Source organism: Haloarchaeobius pelagicus (assembly GCF_051207375.1).
GTDB lineage: Archaea > Halobacteriota > Halobacteria > Halobacteriales > Natrialbaceae > Haloarchaeobius.
On sequence record NZ_JBPJZD010000001.1, the window covers coordinates 330,437 to 347,859 of the forward strand.

Annotated in this window: 17 protein-coding genes, 1 tRNA gene and 1 pseudogene; 8 read left to right on the top strand and 11 right to left on the bottom strand. The window is 64.1% G+C overall.

Translation table 11 applies throughout. The features are described 5' to 3' along the window. Nucleotides 1-4: 4 nt before the first annotated feature. Nucleotides 5-1,978: an aconitate hydratase gene (locus ACSC1S_RS01790; protein ID WP_435362903.1), complete on the bottom strand. Its 1,974-nt coding sequence runs from the start codon at nucleotides 1,976-1,978 to the stop codon at nucleotides 5-7. A 270-nt stretch (nucleotides 1,979-2,248) separates the two neighbouring features. Between ACSC1S_RS01790 and ACSC1S_RS01795 the strand changes: the two genes are divergently transcribed. Both ACSC1S_RS01795 and ACSC1S_RS01800 read left to right on the top strand, forming a co-directional pair. Further along, complete coding sequence (locus tag ACSC1S_RS01795; protein WP_435362904.1) at nucleotides 2,249-2,530, top strand: hypothetical protein; 282 nt, start codon at nucleotides 2,249-2,251, stop codon at nucleotides 2,528-2,530. Between the two features lie 63 nt (nucleotides 2,531-2,593). After that, entirely contained in the window at nucleotides 2,594-3,073 is a 480-nt protein-coding gene (locus tag ACSC1S_RS01800) for a deoxyuridine 5'-triphosphate nucleotidohydrolase (protein WP_435362905.1), read from the top strand. A 3-nt stretch (nucleotides 3,074-3,076) separates the two neighbouring features. Here the strand turns inward: ACSC1S_RS01800 and ACSC1S_RS01805 are convergent, their stop codons facing one another. Both ACSC1S_RS01805 and ACSC1S_RS01810 read right to left on the bottom strand, forming a co-directional pair. Continuing rightward, nucleotides 3,077-3,883 (bottom strand): LolA-like protein, encoded by an 807-nt coding sequence (locus tag ACSC1S_RS01805; protein WP_435362906.1) that lies wholly within the window; start codon nucleotides 3,881-3,883, stop codon nucleotides 3,077-3,079. 182 nt (nucleotides 3,884-4,065) lie between these two features. Further along, entirely contained in the window at nucleotides 4,066-4,209 is a 144-nt protein-coding gene (locus tag ACSC1S_RS01810; RefSeq protein ID WP_435362907.1) for a hypothetical protein, read from the bottom strand. A 10-nt stretch (nucleotides 4,210-4,219) separates the two neighbouring features. Here ACSC1S_RS01810 and ACSC1S_RS01815 point away from each other — a divergent pair. Next, a pseudogene (locus ACSC1S_RS01815) lies at nucleotides 4,220-4,354 on the top strand (hypothetical protein); the annotation flags it as partial. Nucleotides 4,355-4,374: 20 nt separating this feature from the next. Here the strand turns inward: ACSC1S_RS01815 and ACSC1S_RS01820 are convergent. Continuing rightward, nucleotides 4,375-5,028 carry a helix-turn-helix domain-containing protein gene (locus ACSC1S_RS01820; protein ID WP_435362908.1) on the bottom strand — a complete coding sequence of 218 codons (654 nt, stop codon included), beginning with the start codon at nucleotides 5,026-5,028 and terminating at the stop codon, nucleotides 4,375-4,377. Nucleotides 5,029-5,352: 324 nt separating this feature from the next. On the opposite strand from ACSC1S_RS01820, the gene ppk2 reads away from it, so the two are divergent. From ppk2 to ACSC1S_RS01835, 3 genes are all read left to right on the top strand, one after another. After that, nucleotides 5,353-6,189 (top strand): polyphosphate kinase 2, encoded by an 837-nt coding sequence (gene ppk2 / locus ACSC1S_RS01825; protein ID WP_435362909.1) that lies wholly within the window; start codon nucleotides 5,353-5,355, stop codon nucleotides 6,187-6,189. A 68-nt stretch (nucleotides 6,190-6,257) separates the two neighbouring features. Further along, entirely contained in the window at nucleotides 6,258-7,253 is a 996-nt protein-coding gene (locus ACSC1S_RS01830) for an ornithine cyclodeaminase family protein (RefSeq protein WP_435362910.1), read from the top strand. A gap of 116 nt (nucleotides 7,254-7,369) precedes the next feature. Then, a complete protein-coding gene (locus ACSC1S_RS01835) occupies nucleotides 7,370-8,179 on the top strand; it encodes a YihY/virulence factor BrkB family protein (RefSeq protein WP_435362911.1) in 810 nt (269 codons plus the stop codon). Nucleotides 8,180-8,210: 31 nt separating this feature from the next. Here the strand turns inward: ACSC1S_RS01835 and ACSC1S_RS01840 are convergent, their stop codons facing one another. Then, nucleotides 8,211-10,271 carry a hypothetical protein gene (locus ACSC1S_RS01840; RefSeq protein WP_435362912.1) on the bottom strand — a complete coding sequence of 687 codons (2,061 nt, stop codon included), beginning with the start codon at nucleotides 10,269-10,271 and terminating at the stop codon, nucleotides 8,211-8,213. A gap of 640 nt (nucleotides 10,272-10,911) precedes the next feature. Between ACSC1S_RS01840 and ACSC1S_RS01845 the strand changes: the two genes are divergently transcribed. After that, nucleotides 10,912-11,826, top strand: a complete 915-nt coding sequence (locus tag ACSC1S_RS01845; RefSeq protein WP_435362913.1) for an EamA family transporter — start codon at nucleotides 10,912-10,914, stop codon at nucleotides 11,824-11,826. A 153-nt stretch (nucleotides 11,827-11,979) separates the two neighbouring features. After that, nucleotides 11,980-12,519 (top strand): hypothetical protein, encoded by a 540-nt coding sequence (locus ACSC1S_RS01850; protein ID WP_435362914.1) that lies wholly within the window; start codon nucleotides 11,980-11,982, stop codon nucleotides 12,517-12,519. A 336-nt stretch (nucleotides 12,520-12,855) separates the two neighbouring features. On the opposite strand, the gene ACSC1S_RS01855 is transcribed toward ACSC1S_RS01850, so the two are convergent. From ACSC1S_RS01855 to ACSC1S_RS01880, 6 genes are all read right to left on the bottom strand, one after another. Continuing rightward, nucleotides 12,856-12,928, bottom strand: a tRNA-Arg gene (locus ACSC1S_RS01855). Between the two features lie 45 nt (nucleotides 12,929-12,973). After that, complete coding sequence (locus tag ACSC1S_RS01860; RefSeq protein ID WP_435364571.1) at nucleotides 12,974-14,377, bottom strand: MATE family efflux transporter; 1,404 nt, start codon at nucleotides 14,375-14,377, stop codon at nucleotides 12,974-12,976. Nucleotides 14,378-14,542: 165 nt separating this feature from the next. Continuing rightward, entirely contained in the window at nucleotides 14,543-15,130 is a 588-nt protein-coding gene (locus ACSC1S_RS01865) for a 2Fe-2S iron-sulfur cluster-binding protein (protein WP_261650017.1), read from the bottom strand. 106 nt (nucleotides 15,131-15,236) lie between these two features. Further along, complete coding sequence (locus tag ACSC1S_RS01870; RefSeq protein ID WP_435362915.1) at nucleotides 15,237-15,647, bottom strand: hypothetical protein; 411 nt, start codon at nucleotides 15,645-15,647, stop codon at nucleotides 15,237-15,239. Nucleotides 15,648-15,744: 97 nt separating this feature from the next. After that, nucleotides 15,745-16,644, bottom strand: a complete 900-nt coding sequence (gene gnd / locus ACSC1S_RS01875) for a phosphogluconate dehydrogenase (NAD(+)-dependent, decarboxylating) (protein ID WP_435362916.1) — start codon at nucleotides 16,642-16,644, stop codon at nucleotides 15,745-15,747. A gap of 65 nt (nucleotides 16,645-16,709) precedes the next feature. Next, entirely contained in the window at nucleotides 16,710-17,345 is a 636-nt protein-coding gene (locus ACSC1S_RS01880) for a LiaF transmembrane domain-containing protein (protein ID WP_435362917.1), read from the bottom strand. Between the last annotated feature and the right edge of the window lie 78 nt (nucleotides 17,346-17,423).

Consider the following 17,423-nt stretch of genomic DNA (forward strand, 5'->3'; position numbering starts at 1 on the left):
TGGCTCAGTCGTCGGCCGGTGCCGCACCGGAGCCGCCGGCCGCCTGCTCTTTCGTCCACGCGAGCTTGCCACCGAGGGCGAGCATGTCGCGCTCGCGCTCGGAGGCGTCGAGCGTCGCGGTGAACTCCCAGTCGTCGTTGACGCGGACGGTGAACTCCTCCTGGCCGGAGTCGACACCCTCGCGGACGTCGTCGACGACTTCGAGGTCGTCGCCCTGCTCGAGCTTCTCGTACGTCTCCTCGTCGATGAGGTACGGGACGATACCGAAGTTGAACAGGTTGGCGCGGTGGATGCGCGCGAAGCTCTGTGCGAAGACGCCCTCGATGCCGAGGTACATCGGACACATCGCGGCGTGCTCACGCGAGGAGCCCTGCCCGTAGTTCTCGCCGGCGACGAGGAAGCCGCCGTCGGCCTCGAGCGAGCGCTCGGCGAACGTGTCGTCGACACGCGAGAGCGTGAACTCGGAGAGCTTCGGGACGTTCGACCGGTACATCAGGATGTCCTGGGTCGCCGGGATGATGTGGTCGGTCGTGATGTTGTCGTCCATCTTGAGCAGCGCTTCACCCTCGAGCTTGGCGTCGAGTTCGTCCTTCAGCGGGACGTCGCCGATGTTCGGGCCCTTGATGAGCTCGTCGTCGACGGCCTCCTCGGGCGTGATGAGGTCTGCTTTCGAGCCGTTGTACTTGTCCGGCAGGACGTAGTCCGGCGCGTCGAGGTCGCCGAGTTCGTCGGCGAGGTCGCGCGGGTCGATGATCTCGCCCTTGATGGCGGCTGCGGCGGCGACTTCGGGGCTGCAGAGGTAGACGTTGTCGTCCTCGATACCGGAGCGGCCCTCGAAGTTGCGGTTGAAGGTACGCAGGGAGACGGAGTCGCTGGCCGGGACGTGACCGATGCCGATACAGGCACCACACGTCGCCTCGGAGAAGTTGACGCCGGCGGCCATCATCTCCGCGACCCAGCCCTCACGGGCGAGCAGCTCGGAGGCCTGCTTCGAACCGGGTGCGACGATCATCTCGGTCTTCTTGTTGACCTCGCGGCCTTCGACTATCTTGGCTGCGGGGAGGATGTCCTCGTAGCCACCGTTCGTACAGGAGCCGACCATGACCTGCTCGACCTGCTCGCCCGCGACCTCGCGGACGGGCACGACGTTGTCGGGCATGGACGGGCACGCGATGAGCGGTTCGATGTCCGAGAGGTCGACGACGATGGTGTCGGCGTACTCGGCGTCCTCGTCGGGACCGACCTCTTCGTAGTCGTCCTCGCGATCCTGGCGTGAGAGGTAGTCCTTCGTCTTCTCGTCGGTCGGGAAGATGGAGGAGGTCGCACCGAGCTCGGTACCCATGTTGGTGATCGTGGTGCGCTCCGGCACGGAGAGCGTCTCGACACCGGGACCGGTGTATTCGAGGACCTTGCCGACGCCACCCTTCACGGAGAGGCGACGGAGCAGCTCGAGGATGACGTCCTTCGCGGAGGACCACTCGGGGAGTTCACCCTCGAGTCGGACGTTGTGTACCTCGGGCATCTCGATGTAGTACGGGGCCCCACCCATGGCGACGGCGACGTCGATACCGCCGGCACCGATGGCGAGTTCGCCGAGGCCACCGGGCGTCGGCGTGTGGGAGTCCGACCCGAGCATCGTCTTGCCGGGTGCGGCGAAGTTCTCCTTGTGGACGTTGTGGCAGATACCGTTGCCGGGGCGAGAGAAATACGCGCCATACGTGCCCGCGGCGGAACGGAGGAAGCGGTGGTCGTCCGTGTTCTTGAAGTCGAACTGGTAGGTCTGGTGGTCACAGTACTGGGCGGCGATCTCGGTCTGGACCTCGTCCAGGTCCATCGCCTCGAACTGCAGCCACACCATCGTCCCCGTGGTGTCCTGCGTGAGGACCTGGTCGATCTCGATCCCGATCTCCTCTCCTGTCTCGAGTTCACCTTCGACGAGGTGCTCCTCGAGAATCTTCTCGGTAAGAGTCTGTCCCATAGCATCCTGAAATCGACCTCCCGCAACCATAAATCCCGCGTGTTTATGGATGGAAGACCGTGCAGAATTCGCCGTCACTGCTGTCGGTTCGTGCAACGATTGCCTGCTTCCTTCGTAGCCCAGACGCCGACCGCGCTTGTCGTGTCGGTAAACTATGAAGACGTGCTGGTCACTGCCGCCCTCGGGTGCTTCCCGCCGTGACCCGCCACACCCCGACCTGTCGAACCAGCGGTAGTTATTTCACTCCTCGAACGTATCGTCTGGGAATCGATGACGGAAAACACCAGTTCTGTGTCCGTGACGTGGTACCTGGTGGGCCTGGGCGTGTCGCTGGTTCTGGGTACCGTTCTGTACGTGTTCGTCCTCGCCCCGCTCCTGTTCGGTGACCCGGCGTTCCTCCAGGACACCCCAGCGCCGGACGCGCAGATGCAGGTCCTTGGCCCTGGCTTCACGCTCCCGCTCGTCGTCGGAATCGGCTTCGTCACGGTCACTGCCGTCGCCCACGGGTGGCTCTATCTGAACTACCCACGGCTGCTCGAGAAGAGCCGGTAGGCTGGACCTGCCGGGGTGGGCTGAACTCGCAAGCTACATTCCGCTCCATCGGACATCTCGTGTATGCACCGTTCAGGCGCTTTCGTCGCAGAGCACGTGACACCGACGACCCCACAGCAGGTCCAGCCCAACGGGGTCGACCTCACGCTCGACGCCGTGTTCGAACAGCGCGAGCCGGGGCGCATCGGCCGCGACGGCAAGGAGGTCGGCTCCCGGAGCGAACTCGAACCCGCCCAGTACGAGGACGACTCGCCGCCGACGCACTACCTCGAACCCGGCGGCTACGTGGTCAGATACGCCGAGCGCATCCACATCCCCGAGGGACACGTCGGCTTTCTCTACCCGCGCTCGTCGCTCCTGCGGAACTCCTGCATGCTGAACACCGCGGTCTGGGACGCTGGCTACGAGGGTCGCGGCGAGGGCCTGTTGCAGGTCCACCACGACATCGAACTGGAGGAGGGTGCCCGCATCGCCCAGCTCGTGCTCGCCGAGGCAGACCACGAAGGAGAGTACGACGGGAGTTACCAGAACGAGAACCTGTAGCGCTCAGGGCAGCGCCACGACGCGGTTCGACTGCGTCGTGCTGTTCATCGCTGCGCAGGGCTTTTTCTCCCCGCCTGCAACCTTCGGGAGTTCGATCTCGTGGGTCGTGTTGTAGTCCGAGAAGGACATCTCCACGCTGAGGTTGGCCGCCCGACCGTTGACGACGTAGGTCGCGTTCATCGTCGATTTCACCAGTTGCTTCGAGTCCCTGTCGATGTACTGGCGGTAGGTCACCTCGCCGAAGTCGATGTTCCCGGTGTCATCGCCGACCAACTGCTGGATGGCCTCCTGGCTCGGCGTGACCTCGATGACGTACACTTCCTGGCCGTTCGCCAGCGTCTCGTTGCGCAGCGTCGACTTGGAGTTGTTCAGGATCTCCTGTTGGGCACCGAGACTGGCGTTGGTGCGCCACGGGCTGTTCTCCACGTCTTCTTGCCGCCACTCGTCGCCGATGTGGAGGCACTGCTGCTCACCGAAGATGAACGCCTCGGAGAACGAGCGCGTCTGGGTCGAGTTCGTCCGGACGGCGGTGACGATGTTCGTCGCGGACATGCGCTGGGCGCTGACGTTCACGGTCCCGGTGGACTCGGTGCGCAGTTCGTTGCCGGAGAACTCGACGACCGTGACCATCGAGTAGTTGTAGGCGTTGACCGACTGCATCTGGTTCACCGCGTCCGCTTTGATCTCCTGTCCTTCCGGTGTCTCATCGTCCGAACCGTCGGATGGTGTGCCGACGAAGGCACTACAGCCGGCGAGGGCGACGAGGAGCGCGAGGGCGACCGCGATGAAGACGTGTTTCCTGCTGTTCATGACGAGATGGTCGTTCGCCAGACAGTAGCGCCCAGGCTGCTACAACCTTTTTGGTCCTGAATGGGTTTCGGCTTGGGTTTTCAGGGAACCGTGTGGAAACGTAGTGTGTGCCTGGGGCGTGCGTTTCGGGGGTTCGAGACTCGTCCGTGGGTGGTGGTGACTGGTCGTGTAGGGTCGTGCGCTCACTCCTCGCGGTCGGGGTGGTCGTGAAGTTCGGTGTCGACGCCGGGCAATGACCCGAGCAGGCGGTCGCGGACCCGGTAGGCCGCGCTCCCGGCCCCGACGACGCCGAGGGCTCCGAGGCCGCCCGAGAAGACGCCGAGCACCCTCTCACATCACCTCGGCCGCCTGGAAGACGCGGGACTGGTCGAACGCGAACGCGAGGGGCGGTCGGTGCTGAACCGGCTCACCCCGTCCGCCAGGGACGGGCTGGCGGCGGCAGCGACAGAGCCATCGCTCGCAGACGATTGAGCGCTACGCGAGAACGGTGATTACTGGTTCGGCAGGTCGTCCGCGAGGGTCTCGCGGACCAGCGTCTCCATGCCTCGGCGGAGTCGTTCGGAGGCGGCCTGGCCGGAGACCCCGACGTCGGCACCCAGCCCGCGGAGCGTGGTCTGGCGCGGGATGTCGAAGTAGCCGACCTCGACTGCGCGCGTGAGTATCTCCTTCTGTGCCGGCGTCAGGTCGGCCGCGTTGTCGTCCTGATTTATCGTGTCGCTGTGGATGGATTCGACGGTGGGTGTGAGCCCGACCTCCTCGCAGGCGTCGCGAAACCCGGCGAACGACTCCCGGTCCGGGAACAGCGTCTTGACGGTCCAGCCGTCGCCGTCGCTCGTCGCGTTGAGGATGACCCCGTCACCCTCGATCGCGGCGGTGTACGCCTTCGCATCGGCGATGCCTTCCGGACACGTCACACGGTAGAGCCGCCGGGTCTTCTCCGTCGCAAGGCCGGTGCTGTCGACGACCGTCGGGTCCTCGTCCAGCGCGTCCTCGAACGTCTCGAAATCACCACCGGTCACCCAGAAGACGACGCGAAGGGGAATCGTTCCAGTGGTGTCGAACTGTTCGACCGAGGCCTGCATCCCGTCGGGGACAGAAAGTGCGTGCTGCAGAAGTGTGGAGTCGAGATTGAAACGAACAAACATGGAATTTTATTAATCTGTTGTATTTCTAACGTCGGGCAGCGCCGTACCTCTCAGTTGACGCATCACCGGCTGGTTCATATGCGCACTGACCGCTTCAGTAATCATTCACGTTGTGCGACCTATATCAGTGGTGCATGGATATACAGGGCGAAACGCCTCCGCCGCCGTTCGGCAACGCGGATACTGTCTGCAAGTGGACACATGACGTGATGGTACCGGTCGATGGTGGTTGCGCTCGCCGTCTCTCTACAGCGAGCGATTCCGGAACCGCCACGGGGGCGGAGACGCTGCATAGTTTTGGCCAACGCGTGCGTACCTGAGCCGATGCCATCCGACTCGCGGGCGGACCGCTACAACGAGGCAGGCGTGTTGAAGAAGAAGCACTACAAGCGCGAGCTGAACCGCCTGCAGGAGGAACTCGTCAAGCTCCAGCACTGGGTCAGCGAGCAGGGACTCCGCGTCGTGGTGGTGTTCGAGGGCCGCGACGCGGCCGGAAAAGGCGGCGTCATCAAGCGCATCATGCGCCGCCTGAATCCGCGGCTCGTCCGGGTGGTCGCACTCGGAAAACCGACCGACCGCGAGCAGGGGCAGTGGTACTTCCAGCGCTACGTCGAACACCTGCCGAGCGAGGGCGAGATGGTCCTGTTCGACCGGAGCTGGTACAACCGCGCCGGCGTCGAGCGCGTGATGGGCTTCTGTAGCGACGACGAGTACGACCGGTTCCTCGAGGAGTGCCCGCGCTTCGAGCGCATGCTCGTCCGTGAGGGCATCATCCTCGTGAAGTACTGGTTCTCCATCAGCGACGAGGAGCAAGAGCGTCGCTTCCAGAAGCGAAACGAGGACCCCAAGCGCCGCTGGAAGCTCAGCCCGATGGACCTCGAAGCTCGCGCCCGCTGGGAGGAGTTCTCGAGAGCGAAAGACGAGATGTTCGAACACACGGACATCCCCGAGGCACCCTGGCACGTCGTCCACGCCGACGTGAAGCGCCACGCCCGGCTCAACTGTATCAGCCACCTGCTCGACCAGGTCGACTACGAGGACCTCACGCCCGACCCCATCGAACTCCCACCCCGCGAGGAGCGCGGTGAGTACGAACGGCCGCCGATCGACGACCAGCAGTGGGTGGAGGCCCGCTTCGGGGAGAACCCGGTCTTCGAGTGACGCCGGATACCGGACCCCCGGACATGTGAGGGGACCCATATTAGCCCACGTTTCCGCAATCCTGTACTATGCAAACCCACCTGCTCGACGGTGACGACGTACAGCAGTACTCCCCCATGACAGCCCTCGTCTCGGCCATCGAGGACGCGTTCGCGGCCTACGAGACCGGCGACGCCCAGATGCCCCCGAAGTCCTACATCGACCTGCCGCAGTACAACGGTGACTTCCGGTCGATGCCCGCCTACATGGACGCGGGCGACTGGGACGCCGCCGGCATCAAGTGGGTCAACGTCCACCCGGACAACCCCAGCGAGTTCGACCTCCCGACCGTGATGGGGACGATGATCTACTCCGACCCCGAGACCGGCTTCCCGCTGGCCATCATGGACGGGACCGAACTCACCATGCGCCGCACCGGCGCGGCCGCCGCGGTCGCGACGGACTACCTCGCGGTCGAGGACGCGTCCTCGCTCGGTATCGTCGGCGCGGGTGTCCAGTCCTACACCCAGGTCGAGGCCATCGCCGCGGTCCGCGATATCGAGGAGGTCGTCGTCAGCGACCTCGACGAGGCCCGCGTCGCCGCCTTCATCGACGCCTTCGAGGACGAGTTCGACGTGCGCGAAGGCTCCATCGCCGAGGCCGCCTCTTGTGACGTGCTCTCGACGGTGACGCCCGTCGAATCGCCCATCGTCTCCGCCGAGGACCTCGGTGAGCACACCCACATCAACGCGATGGGGGCCGACGCCGAGGGCAAGCACGAACTCGCCGACGAGGTGCTCCTGAACGCGAAGCTCATCATCGACGACTACGACCAGACGACCCACTCCGGCGAGATCAACGTCCCGTTCCACGAGGGCGTCCTCTCCGACGACGACATCGACGGCCAGATCGGCGAGATCGTCACGGGCAAGATCGAGGGCCGCACTCCCGAGGACGGCGTGACGGTCTTCGACTCGACCGGCCTCGCCATCCAGGACGTCGCCGCCGCGCACGTCGTCTACGAGGCCGCGAGCGCCGAGGACGAGGAGACGCAGACGCCGTCGCTCATCACGGCTGGGCAGTAATCGACGCGGTTCGGGCGCTCGACCCGCTCGTTTCTTCTCGGACGAAACGCTCGAAAACGACGGATGCCGAGAGTATCTCGGTCGTTTTTGACTCCAGACTTATTAGCTCGTGCTGAATGGGACGCCTCACAGCTGCAAAGGAGTTCATCACCACCGTCGCCGGAGTGGCCAGCGACAAGAACATCACCTTTCTCGCCGGCGGTATCGCGTACAACGCCTTCCTCTCGATGGTCCCGCTGTTCATGTTCGCGGTGTTCGCGCTCTCCCTCATCGGCGGTGGCCTCCAGAACCAGGTCCTCACGCTTCTCACGCAGACCGTCTCCGAGACCATCGGGGCGCTGGTCGAGGAGATACTCAGAAGGCGGGCGGACCGTGGCATGGGCTCCTCCGTGGTCGGGTCGTTGATACTGGTCTGGGGGGCGCTGAAGGTGTTCCGGGGCCTCGACACCGCTTTCGCGCAGATATACGAGGTCGAAAACGACACGTCCTTCCTCGACCAGCTCCGTGACGGGCTCGTCGTTCTCGTCTCGCTCGTGCTCTCGATCGCGGCGCTCGTCGTCGCCACAAGCGCGTTCGCTGCCTTCGCCGGCGTGATTCCCTACCTCGGGGTGTTCCTCCCGCTCGTCCTCGCGGCGGGGCTCGTGCTCGCGTTCTTCCCGATGTACTACGTCTTCCCCGACGCCGATGTGACGGTCCGGGAGGTCCTGCCGGGCGTGCTCTTCGCGGCGGTCGGGTGGGCGCTCCTACAGGGGCTCTTCCAGGTATACGTCGCCGCGTCGACCGGCGACCAGGCCGTCGGCATCTTCACGGGCATCATGCTGTTGCTCACGTGGCTGTACTTCTCCGGCGTCGTGATGCTCGTCGGTGTCGTTATCAACGCGGTGCGGGGTGGTTACACCGGCCGCGGTAGCTCGGTCGGGTCGTAGGCCACGGGCGCGGCTGAGCGCCCGTCGGCACTCATTTCTCGTCCGCGAACCGACGCCAGAGACCGACGCCTGCGGCCGCGAGAGCGGCGAGACCACCCATGAGCATCCCAGCCGGGGAGGACAACTGGCTCGCCGCGTAGTTCAGTGGATTCGTGCCCGGCGTGCCACCGCTGGCCGCGGCACCCGCGCCGGTGGTGCCCGTCCCGGTTGCCGAACCGGATGCGGTGGTGGTCACTGCGGTCGTCCCGCTGGTCGTTCCGGTGGTGGTCGTCCCGGTGCCACCGGTCCCGCTGCCCGTTGTCTTCCCTCCAGTGCTGGTCCCACCGGTGGACTTCCCTCCAGTGCTGGTCCCGGGGTCTGCCGTTGTGGTGCCTGGGTTGGTGGTGGTGGTGGTGCCTGGGTTGGTGGTGGTGCCTGGGTTGGTGGTGGTGGTGGTACCGGACTCGGTAGTCGTGGTGCCTGGGTCAGTGGTGGTGGTACCAGACTCGGTAGTCGTCGTCCCCTGTTCGGTAGTCGTGGTACCTGGGTCGGTGGTGGTGGTGCCCTGCTCGGTAGTCGTGGTACGTGGGTCGGTAGTCGTGGTACCTGGGTCGGTAGTCGTGGTACCTGGGTCGGTAGTCGTAGTGCCCTGCTCGGTGGTGGTGGTGCCCTGCTCGGTAGTGGTGGTGCCCTGCTCGGTGGTGGTAGTACCAGACTCGGTAGTCGTCGTCCCCTGCTCGGTAGTCGTAGTGCCCTGTTCGGTGGTGGTAGTACCGGACTCGGTGGTCGTCGTCCCCTGCTCGGTGGTGGGGTCCTGCGTCGTGGTGGTTCCGTCCCAGTCCTCTTCCGACTCGGTGGTTCCATCGGGTTCCTGGCCGATTTCGGCGGTGTCCGGGTCCTCTGACCAGTCCATGTTGTGCCGGCACTGCTCCGCGAGGAAGCGGATGCCGACGTGGCAGGAGTCGGTCTGGGTGACGTTCACCGACTTGGTGACGTCCAGTCCGTTGACGACGTCCATGTAGCCCCGCTGGCGGAGCTCGTCGTTGAACGTCAATCCGAGGTGGCCGTCCTGGTCGGTGACCGGATTCCCGTCGACCAGGACGTTCTTGATGGGGAGGTCGGCGAAGCCGAGGCGACCTGGCTCGTCGAACTCCTTGCACGGGAGGTACCAGTTCATCACGTAGCAGTGGACGCCAGGGGTGAAACACCACTGCTTGGCGGTCTCGTCTTCGGTCACGGGGGAGACCGGCGGGATGACGACCCGGCCGTCCCCGGTCGGCCCGAACTGTTCGAGCCAGCCGGACATCGACCCGGCGTAGAGGATGTCACCCTCCTCGGTCGCGAGACCGAAGGGGTTCGTGTCGCCGTCGTCGTCCGCGTCGGTGGCGAGGTTGTCGCAGTCGGGCTCGGTCGAGACCACGACGTACAGGTAATCACAGAGCTCGCCGAGGAGGTCGGTGAGGTCACCCGCGGCCTTCTCCGGCTCGATACGTTTCTTCTCCTCGCTCCGTGGGAGAGGCTCGCCGTTGCTGTCCTCGCGGACCAGTTCGGCGAAGACGAACGCCGGGTTGCCACACACGTGCACGCTGAACGTGGTCTCTCCCTCGTCGTACGGTTTCACGTCGACCAGGTCGATGAACATCCCCCGTGGGCCGTCGATGAAGCCCGGGTGATACACGCCGGGTGCGTCCGCGGTCCCGCTCTGTACCGTCTCGAAGCCCTCGGGCAACAGGTCCGAGATGTCCCTCGCGTCCGGGAGCTCGCAGACGTCGGCGAACACGTCGGTGTTCCCGGTGACGAGGTTCCCCCACATCTCGTGGGAAGGCGCCTCGCCGGTCGCGACCGACCGAATCGCCGGGGCAGCGGCGATCTCGTACGTCTTCGAGGTCCCGGCGACGAGCGCGGGTGGAACCTCCTGCTTGAGCTCGTATCTGTCCCAGGGCTTGTACGTCGAGCGATAGTCGAGTAACAGGTCGACCCGTCCGCTCTGGTACCAGCCCTCGATCGCCTCGCTGTCCCTGAAGAACGCGGTGGTGCCGAGACCTGTCCCCGCCCCGGCCACACCGACCACTCCCAGCCCTGCCAATACCTGCCGCCGTGAAAGTTGTGTCATACGAGTCTCTCCCCCCTTAGCTGCCCCGCGGTTATGGCATCTATCAATAATAAGGGGAGAAGACAGGTTACCTATGGTGCGCTTCGACGGTCGAAACGATTCGTTCGAGCACCGTACGCAGACCGTACGCCGGTCCGGGCACCGGGCAGGAACCGGCAAGAAACGGAGGTAAGCCCCGGTATGGAGTCATTACCAGGCCTTTGAACAGTCACGCCCCCAGACCCGTCGCCACCGCGTTGGGAAATCGGCGACTCGCGCGACCATGGCACATTCAGACTGGGTGCGGCTCCCGTCTTCCTCGACGCTGCGCTCGTGACTGGTGGGCCTCGCGCTGTTGCGTGGCCTTTCGGCGGGCGGGCTACGACGACGTTGTCGAGTCGCCTCTGCGAGCTCTTCGACCGACTCCGGCGTGTTGGATTCCATAGGAAGTAGCAGCGACACCGTCACCTCTCAGTCGTCTTCGCTCGCCCGAGTGGCGGCTGGAACCGTGTTTCTGGGTGTCGTTGTTCGACGAATCCAACCCTCGAAGAGTGCGTTTTCACTGCTCACGTTGTTCGCAGGAAAACGGACCCGACGACCCTGTCGTCGGTCCTCTCTCGAATCCATGTGTTACAAATTGGCGTGTCTCGGAGAGACGAGTATGGACCTCTCTGCCCCGCCGGCAGTGCTTTTGCTCGCGTTTGCTCCGGCACTGCTGTGGGGGTTCACGCCCGTCATCGAGAAACGGGCGCTCTCCGACGGCGGGACCCCACTCCAGGCCGCCCTCACCGTGGTCGTCGTCGACTCAGCGGTCTATCTGTTCGCCCTCGCGGTTCTCCAACCGGACCCATTCGCCGACCTCACGCTCGGAACCGTCGCCATCTTCGCCGCCGCCGGCGCGGTCGGCACCGCCATGGGCCGGCTCGCCATCTTCGCCGGGAACGCCCGGGTCGGCGCGAGCCTCTCCAGTGCCGCGGTCAGTTCGCGGCCACTGTTCGCAACGGCCCTGGCGGTCGGGTTCCTCGGCGAACCCCTCTCGGCCCCAACCGCGGTCGGCATCGTCGTCATCGTCGCCGGCCTCGCCGTCCTCTCGGTCTCCCGTGGTGGCGACCTCGACGGCTGGACCACCCGCGATCTGCTGGTCCCCCTCGCCGCCGCGCTCCTGTTCGCCGCCGGGAACGTGGCCCGGCGCTGGGGACTGGGCCTCGGCGAGGCAACGCCCCTCGAAGCGGTCGCCATCAACGAGTTCGCCGCCCTGGTCGCACTCGGCAGCTACGTCCTGGCCACCGGGCGGAAGCGCGTCGCGGGCAAGCCCCGCAAGACCTACGCGGTGTTCGCCGCCAGCGGCCTCATCACCGCCGTCGCCCTGCTCTCGATGTTCACCGCACTCGCGGCCCCGGAAGGGCGGATTGCGGTGGTGGACCCCATCGTTGCGACTGCACCGCTGTTCACGGTGGTCTTCTCGTGGCTCTGGCTGGGTGGGCTGGAACGGGTCACTCGGGGGGTTGTCGTGGGTGTGGTGCTGGTGGTTGTTGGGGCGGGGCTGGTGACGGGTGGGCCGGCTTTGGTTGGGTGAAGGAGATTCTATTTCTCTAGAGAACTGAACCGAATAGCTGGTAGAATGTCTTAGTGACTTCAAATTATTCATTAAATAGAAGATTCGGATAGCACTCGTCGCGGTATGCTTTTTGACTGGGAATTATTAATCTCGACAGTTTAATCAGAAGTAATGATAGACCTGGGGTTCCTCAATAATGTCTCTTTCACAATGCCTGGGTTCTGGGACTTTACCTCACTATTGGGCTTGATTCTGAGTTTCTGGGGGACTCTGATACTGGCATATCGTGGTTTTATAATTTTTGAGGAGAGGATGGATACTGCTCAAACTGAATTTGAAGAACAGAAACGCGGAGGACTGGCGATTTTACGTGATACAGGTGTACTCGAAAGCACCGACCCAGAGTTTCAGTTCATTAAACAGATTGTCCTATCGCAAATTGATAATGATGTTGAAATCGACCGTTTAGAACTGAATTCGGACGCAGAAGGACTATTCAAGGAAATTGATGTAATCACCACTCAGGGGAACCGAATAGAGAACGCAATTTATGACTCAACAATTTCAAATGGAATTGAAAGGGAATCGGAGTTTCGTGCTAATAGAAATAAAGAACGCGTGTCATTTCGTGGATTAATGTTACTATTGGCCGGATTCTTCGTCCAAATTATCTCTTTTGTTGCTCAGAATTTCTTTGTGGTAACTAATTAATGCTTGCACTTATTGGTAGTTGCTCTAAACCCTGATATAGCGGGTCTGAACAATTGGCTACTTGACCGTTTTATACACGTTGAAGCCAATCTATACGATAGCCGTTATATGTATTAAATTTGTCACTTTGTGGTCAATATGACCAGGGATTAAAAAAGGACTCGACGGGATTTGAACCTCACTCGCTCCACTTCGTTCCGCTCGCTGTTTCAAATCCCGCGGATTACGTTTTCACTGCTCACGTTGTTCGCAGGAGAACGGACCCAACGGGACTCACGTGAGCGTCAGCGAGCGTGAGTACGTTGGGGGAGTGAGGACGACTGAAAGGAGTCCGAACGGACCCAACGGGATTTGAACCCGCGACATCTTGGTCCGGAACCAAGCACTCTGTCCACTGAGCTATGGGCCCTCACGCTTCGATAGACGATGCCCCGACATAACGGTTGTGAACCAGTTATTCTTCGCCGCCGTCGGCGACCGAGGGCGTCGGCCCGGGCTCGTCGATGATCGACCGTTTCCAGGTCCCTCGCGTGAACCAGAGACCCGCTGCAATCGCGCCGACGACGTTGCCCATGGCCATGCCGTACCAGAAGCCGGTCGGTCCCAGTCCATACCCGGCGAAGCCGAGGAGCGGGACCGAGTCGAACGCGAGGACCGAGACCGTCGCGACGCGGCCGATCCAGAGCGCGACGAGCGAGAAGACGAGGGCGGTCTTGGTGTTGCCCGCGCCGCGGTAGGCACCCAGCAGGACCTGAAGGACGCCGATGAAGGCGAACTCCACGGTTCGAATCTGGATGTACTCGGAGCCGAGGCTGATGGTGGCGGCGGCGTCGGGGATGGTGTTGCTGATGAAGGCGTCGACGAGGACGCTGGGGAAGAAGAAGACGGCGATGGCGACGGCGAGGAGGACGCCGCCAGAGACCTTCGCGGCGAGCCAGACGGCGCGCTCGGCGCGTTCCGTATTCCCGGCACCGAGGTTCTGGCCGACCATGGTGTTGGTGGCGCGGCCGAGGCCCATCGCGGGGAGGAAGATGAGCGAGGCGATGCGGTTGCCGAGGCCGTAGGCGGCGACGACGGGTGGGGCGAACTGGACGATCATCGCGGTCAACGTGACCATGGCGAGGGCGCTGGCGGACTGTTCGAGCGCGCTTGGGACACCGATGTCGACGATCTCCCTGATGACCGCCATGTCGGGGGCGAGGTGGCGCAACTCGATGGCGGGGCCGGCGTCGGTCATGAACAGGATGTAGAGGCCGAGGATGGTCCCGAGGCCGCGGGAGGCGACCGTGGCGATGGCCGCGCCGACGATGCCCATGCCATCGATGGGGCCCCAGCCGAAGATGAGGATGGGGTCGAGGACGACGTTGAGGGCGACACTGACGACCATGACTCGCATGGGGGTCTTGGTGTTGCCGTAGCCGCGCATGAGCGCCGAGAAGACGAAGAAGCCGAACATGAAGACGATGCCGAGGAAGAACACCTCCATGTAGCGGGCGGCGAGCGGGATGACGTTGGCCTGGGTCTCGCCCTGGCTGGGGAGGAGGGCGAGCATCTCCTCGGTGAAGAGGTAGCCGACGAGGCCGAGGCCGACGGCGAGGATGGAGACGAACGAGATGGTCTGGCCGGCGACCCGCCCCGCCGAACCCTCGCTCTTCGCGCCGGTGTACTGGGCGACGAGGATGGCACCGGCGGCGGTGAAGCCGCCGGCGAGGGAGATGAGCAGGAAGATGAGGGGGAACGCGAGGCTGATGGCGGCCAGGGCGTCCGTGTCGAACTGGCCGAGCCAGAACGTGTCCGCGATGTTGTACGTGACCTGGAGGAGCTGGAGGGCGACGATGGGCCATGCGAGCCGGAACATGGGCCGCGCGAGGCCACCCTCGGTGATGCTGTCTGAGGGTGCGTTGCTCACGGTGCTTCGAAACGAAACACTCCCATTTCACTCTGTTGAATCGGGGTAACGGACCGGAAAGAAATCACTCGGCGGGCGGTGAGAAAGACGAAAACGGAGGTATCGGGCGGGCTGTTACGGCGTCTCGTTCGTCTCGAGCGTGAAGTCGGCCTTGGGGTAGGCGACACACGTCAGGACGTAGCCGTCCTCGAGTTCGGGGTCGTCGAGCATCTCCTGGTTGTCGTGGACGACGTAGTCGCGGGAGTCGCCACCGTCGGCGATGTGGCCCGCACAGGAGACACACTGGCCCTGGCGGCAGGCGTAGGGGAGGTCCCAGCCCTCGTCCTCGCCGGCTTCGAGCAGGGATTCGTTGTTGGCGACCTCGACGGTTGCGCCTTCCTTCTTGTACTCGACGTCGAAGTACTCGACCTCGTCCTCGGGAATGTCGGCCGGGCTCGTGGATTCCTCTTCGGCTTCCTCGCCACCCTCAAGCTCGCCGCCGGCTTCGCCGCCAGCGATAGCGCCGGCAGCGCCGCCGCCACCGATGGCGCGGTTCATGGGTTCGGGGAAGTCGGTTTCGGCGACGGTCGACGCGCGTCGTTCGAGGACCTCTTGGGAGATGTCCTCGGTGGGGGTCCACGCTGTCCCACGCAAGAAGTGCATGACGACGGCGATGACCGTCAGGGAGAGCCCGATAGCCAGTCCCAGTTCGTTGATGGCCATGTGTTCGGAGATTTGGAGTACGGGTTTAATTCATTTGTGATTGGCGAGCGGCCCGTCGCGGGGTTGTCGCCACTCGGTGGTGGTGGTGGGACGGGGGAGTCGGCGCTCAGTCGCGGGCGGACCGGGATGCGTCGTACTGGAGCCGGTAGCATTCGAGCAACTCTTCGAGGATGAGGGCGTCGCGGGAGCTGCTGTTGTAGTGGTGGTCGATGAAGTCTTCGGCGTCCTGGACGTTGCCGCGGATGATGAACCGGCGGATGGTCGCCACGGACTCGAAGAAGGGGAGGCCCGACTCGGGGCCTTCGGCGGGTTCGATGAGCTGCTCGTCGGGGAAGACGTCGTTCTTGATGTCCTCGAAGTCGACGGTCGACGGCACGTAATCGTCCGAGAGCTGTTCGAGGATGTACTCCGAGGCGAAGCGGTAGAACTCGGACTTACTCTCGAAGACGCCCTCCTCGACGAGTGACTCGATCTCGTCGACGGTCGATTCGGAGAATCGGACCGTACTTTTCACCATACCAACGCAAAACAGGACGCTAGGTTAAATAGATTGTAATCTGTCGTCACCTTGACTGGTAAGGGTCACTCGGTCGCGCTCGACCAGTGATGGCCGGTCAGTCGCGCTTGACCTCGTGCCGGCCGAAGCCGTACCGGAGCCGGTTCGCCAGCCGGCGCGAGAACCGACCCTGCTCGGGGGCACGCGAACTGAACCGCTCGGCGAGGGACTGGTAGATGAGCGGGACGGGAACCTCCTGTTCGAGTGCCTCCTGGACCGTCCAGGTACCGGTCGAACCGCCTGCGACGTGGTCGGAGACGTCGCCGAGGTCGTTGCCCTCCTCGCGGAACGCCTCCTCGCAGAGTTCGAGCAGCCACGACCGGATGACCGCGCCGTTGTTCCAGGTGCGCGAGACGGCCTCGAGGTCGAGGTCGTAGCGGCCGTTCGCGAGCAGTTCGAAGCCCTCGCCGTAGGCCTGCATCAGCACGTACTCGACGCCGTTGTGGACCATCTTGACGTAGTGGCCGGAGCCGGCGGGGCCCATGCGGTCGTGGCCGTCGGGGCCGGTCGCGACCGCGTCGAAGACGGGGACCAGCTCGTCGTAGGCCCACTGCGGGCCGCCGACCATCAGGGAGAAGCCGAGTTTCGCGCCTGCAGGGCCGCCGGAGGTCCCGCAGTCGAGGTAGGCTGCGTCGGTCGATTCCGCGCGTCGCACCGAGTCCTCGAAGTAGGAGTTCCCGCCGTCGACGACCACGTCGTCCTCGTCGAGCAGCGGTTCGAGGTCGTCGAGCGCGGCGTCGACCGGTTCGCCGGCCGGAACCATCAGCCAGATGCGCTTGTCGTCGCCGAGTTCGTTCGCCAGTCCGCGGACCGAGTCGGCGGGTGTGGCACCCGCGTCCGCAGCGGCTTCCACTGCGTCGTCGTCGAGGTCGAACGCGACCACGTCGTGGCCCTCGTCGAGAACGCGGTCGACCACGATGCGGCCCATCCTGCCGAGACCGATTACGCCCAGTTGCATGGCTCACGCTCGGACAGGTGGGCACGTAGGGATTGTGATTCGTCGGCCCGTCGTCCCGGCGAATTTCACCGCACCAGCACGTCGCCGAACACGGTGAGCCCGTCGATGACGACGTCGGGGTCGGCTGCCGGGTGGTCCAGTCGCAGGTCCTCGACGTCGCCGACCACCTCGATGGCGGTCGTCGCGACCGTCCAGTCCTCGGGGACGAACACCGTCACGTCGCCGAAGACGGCCACGCACTCGACCGCGACAGGTGCCTCGGCTTCGCGGAGGTCGACGGATGCATCGTTGAAGACCGCGACGACCTCTCTGGTGTCGAGGTCCTCGAAGGCGATGCCGTGGTTGGTGAACCAGACGTCGTCGACGCGGTACACCTGCTGGCGGCGGCGTATCAGGACCGACACGCCCAGGACGATGAGGAAGACCGGCCAGTAGTCCCAGATTCGTGCCTCGGTCGTCACGCCGAGCGTGACGAGTTGCCACCCCAGCCCGACGGTGACGAGCACCAGCGGCCAGAAGACACGGGTGAAGCCTCGGGCGAACAGGACGTACACGCCGAAGCCGACCATGACTGCCGGGACGAGCGCGGTGAGGTCGAGCGGAAAGAGACCGGTCGTGTCCAGCAGGAGGAGAACGCCGGCGAGGACGAGGAGCGCGCCCACCTTCCACGCGGGGGTGGGCTGGACGGTGCGCGTGGCCATGTACAGAGAGATGTCACCATCCGGGATAACGGGTCACACCCATTTCACGCACCACCGGACTCTGGTAGCCCCGATTCG

What these genes read in the sequence shown, in the direction of transcription:
- ppk2 (WP_435362909.1), top strand. Translation starts at nt 5,353, where the DNA reads ATGCCATCCGACTCGCGGGCGGACCGCTACAACGAGGCAGGCGTGTTG.
- ACSC1S_RS01800 (WP_435362905.1), top strand. Translation starts at nt 2,594, where the DNA reads ATGCACCGTTCAGGCGCTTTCGTCGCAGAGCACGTGACACCGACGACC.
- ACSC1S_RS01865 (WP_261650017.1), bottom strand. Translation starts at nt 15,130, where the DNA reads ATGGCCATCAACGAACTGGGACTGGCTATCGGGCTCTCCCTGACGGTC.
- ACSC1S_RS01880 (WP_435362917.1), bottom strand. Translation starts at nt 17,345, where the DNA reads ATGGCCACGCGCACCGTCCAGCCCACCCCCGCGTGGAAGGTGGGCGCG.
- gnd (WP_435362916.1), bottom strand. Translation starts at nt 16,644, where the DNA reads ATGCAACTGGGCGTAATCGGTCTCGGCAGGATGGGCCGCATCGTGGTC.
- ACSC1S_RS01850 (WP_435362914.1), top strand. Translation starts at nt 11,980, where the DNA reads ATGATAGACCTGGGGTTCCTCAATAATGTCTCTTTCACAATGCCTGGG.
- ACSC1S_RS01860 (WP_435364571.1), bottom strand. Translation starts at nt 14,377, where the DNA reads ATGTTCCGGCTCGCATGGCCCATCGTCGCCCTCCAGCTCCTCCAGGTC.
- ACSC1S_RS01805 (WP_435362906.1), bottom strand. Translation starts at nt 3,883, where the DNA reads ATGAACAGCAGGAAACACGTCTTCATCGCGGTCGCCCTCGCGCTCCTC.
- ACSC1S_RS01845 (WP_435362913.1), top strand. Translation starts at nt 10,912, where the DNA reads ATGGACCTCTCTGCCCCGCCGGCAGTGCTTTTGCTCGCGTTTGCTCCG.
- ACSC1S_RS01840 (WP_435362912.1), bottom strand. Translation starts at nt 10,271, where the DNA reads ATGACACAACTTTCACGGCGGCAGGTATTGGCAGGGCTGGGAGTGGTC.
- ACSC1S_RS01790 (WP_435362903.1), bottom strand. Translation starts at nt 1,978, where the DNA reads ATGGGACAGACTCTTACCGAGAAGATTCTCGAGGAGCACCTCGTCGAA.
- ACSC1S_RS01835 (WP_435362911.1), top strand. Translation starts at nt 7,370, where the DNA reads ATGGGACGCCTCACAGCTGCAAAGGAGTTCATCACCACCGTCGCCGGA.
- ACSC1S_RS01820 (WP_435362908.1), bottom strand. Translation starts at nt 5,028, where the DNA reads ATGTTTGTTCGTTTCAATCTCGACTCCACACTTCTGCAGCACGCACTT.
- ACSC1S_RS01795 (WP_435362904.1), top strand. Translation starts at nt 2,249, where the DNA reads ATGACGGAAAACACCAGTTCTGTGTCCGTGACGTGGTACCTGGTGGGC.
- ACSC1S_RS01870 (WP_435362915.1), bottom strand. Translation starts at nt 15,647, where the DNA reads ATGGTGAAAAGTACGGTCCGATTCTCCGAATCGACCGTCGACGAGATC.
- ACSC1S_RS01830 (WP_435362910.1), top strand. Translation starts at nt 6,258, where the DNA reads ATGCAAACCCACCTGCTCGACGGTGACGACGTACAGCAGTACTCCCCC.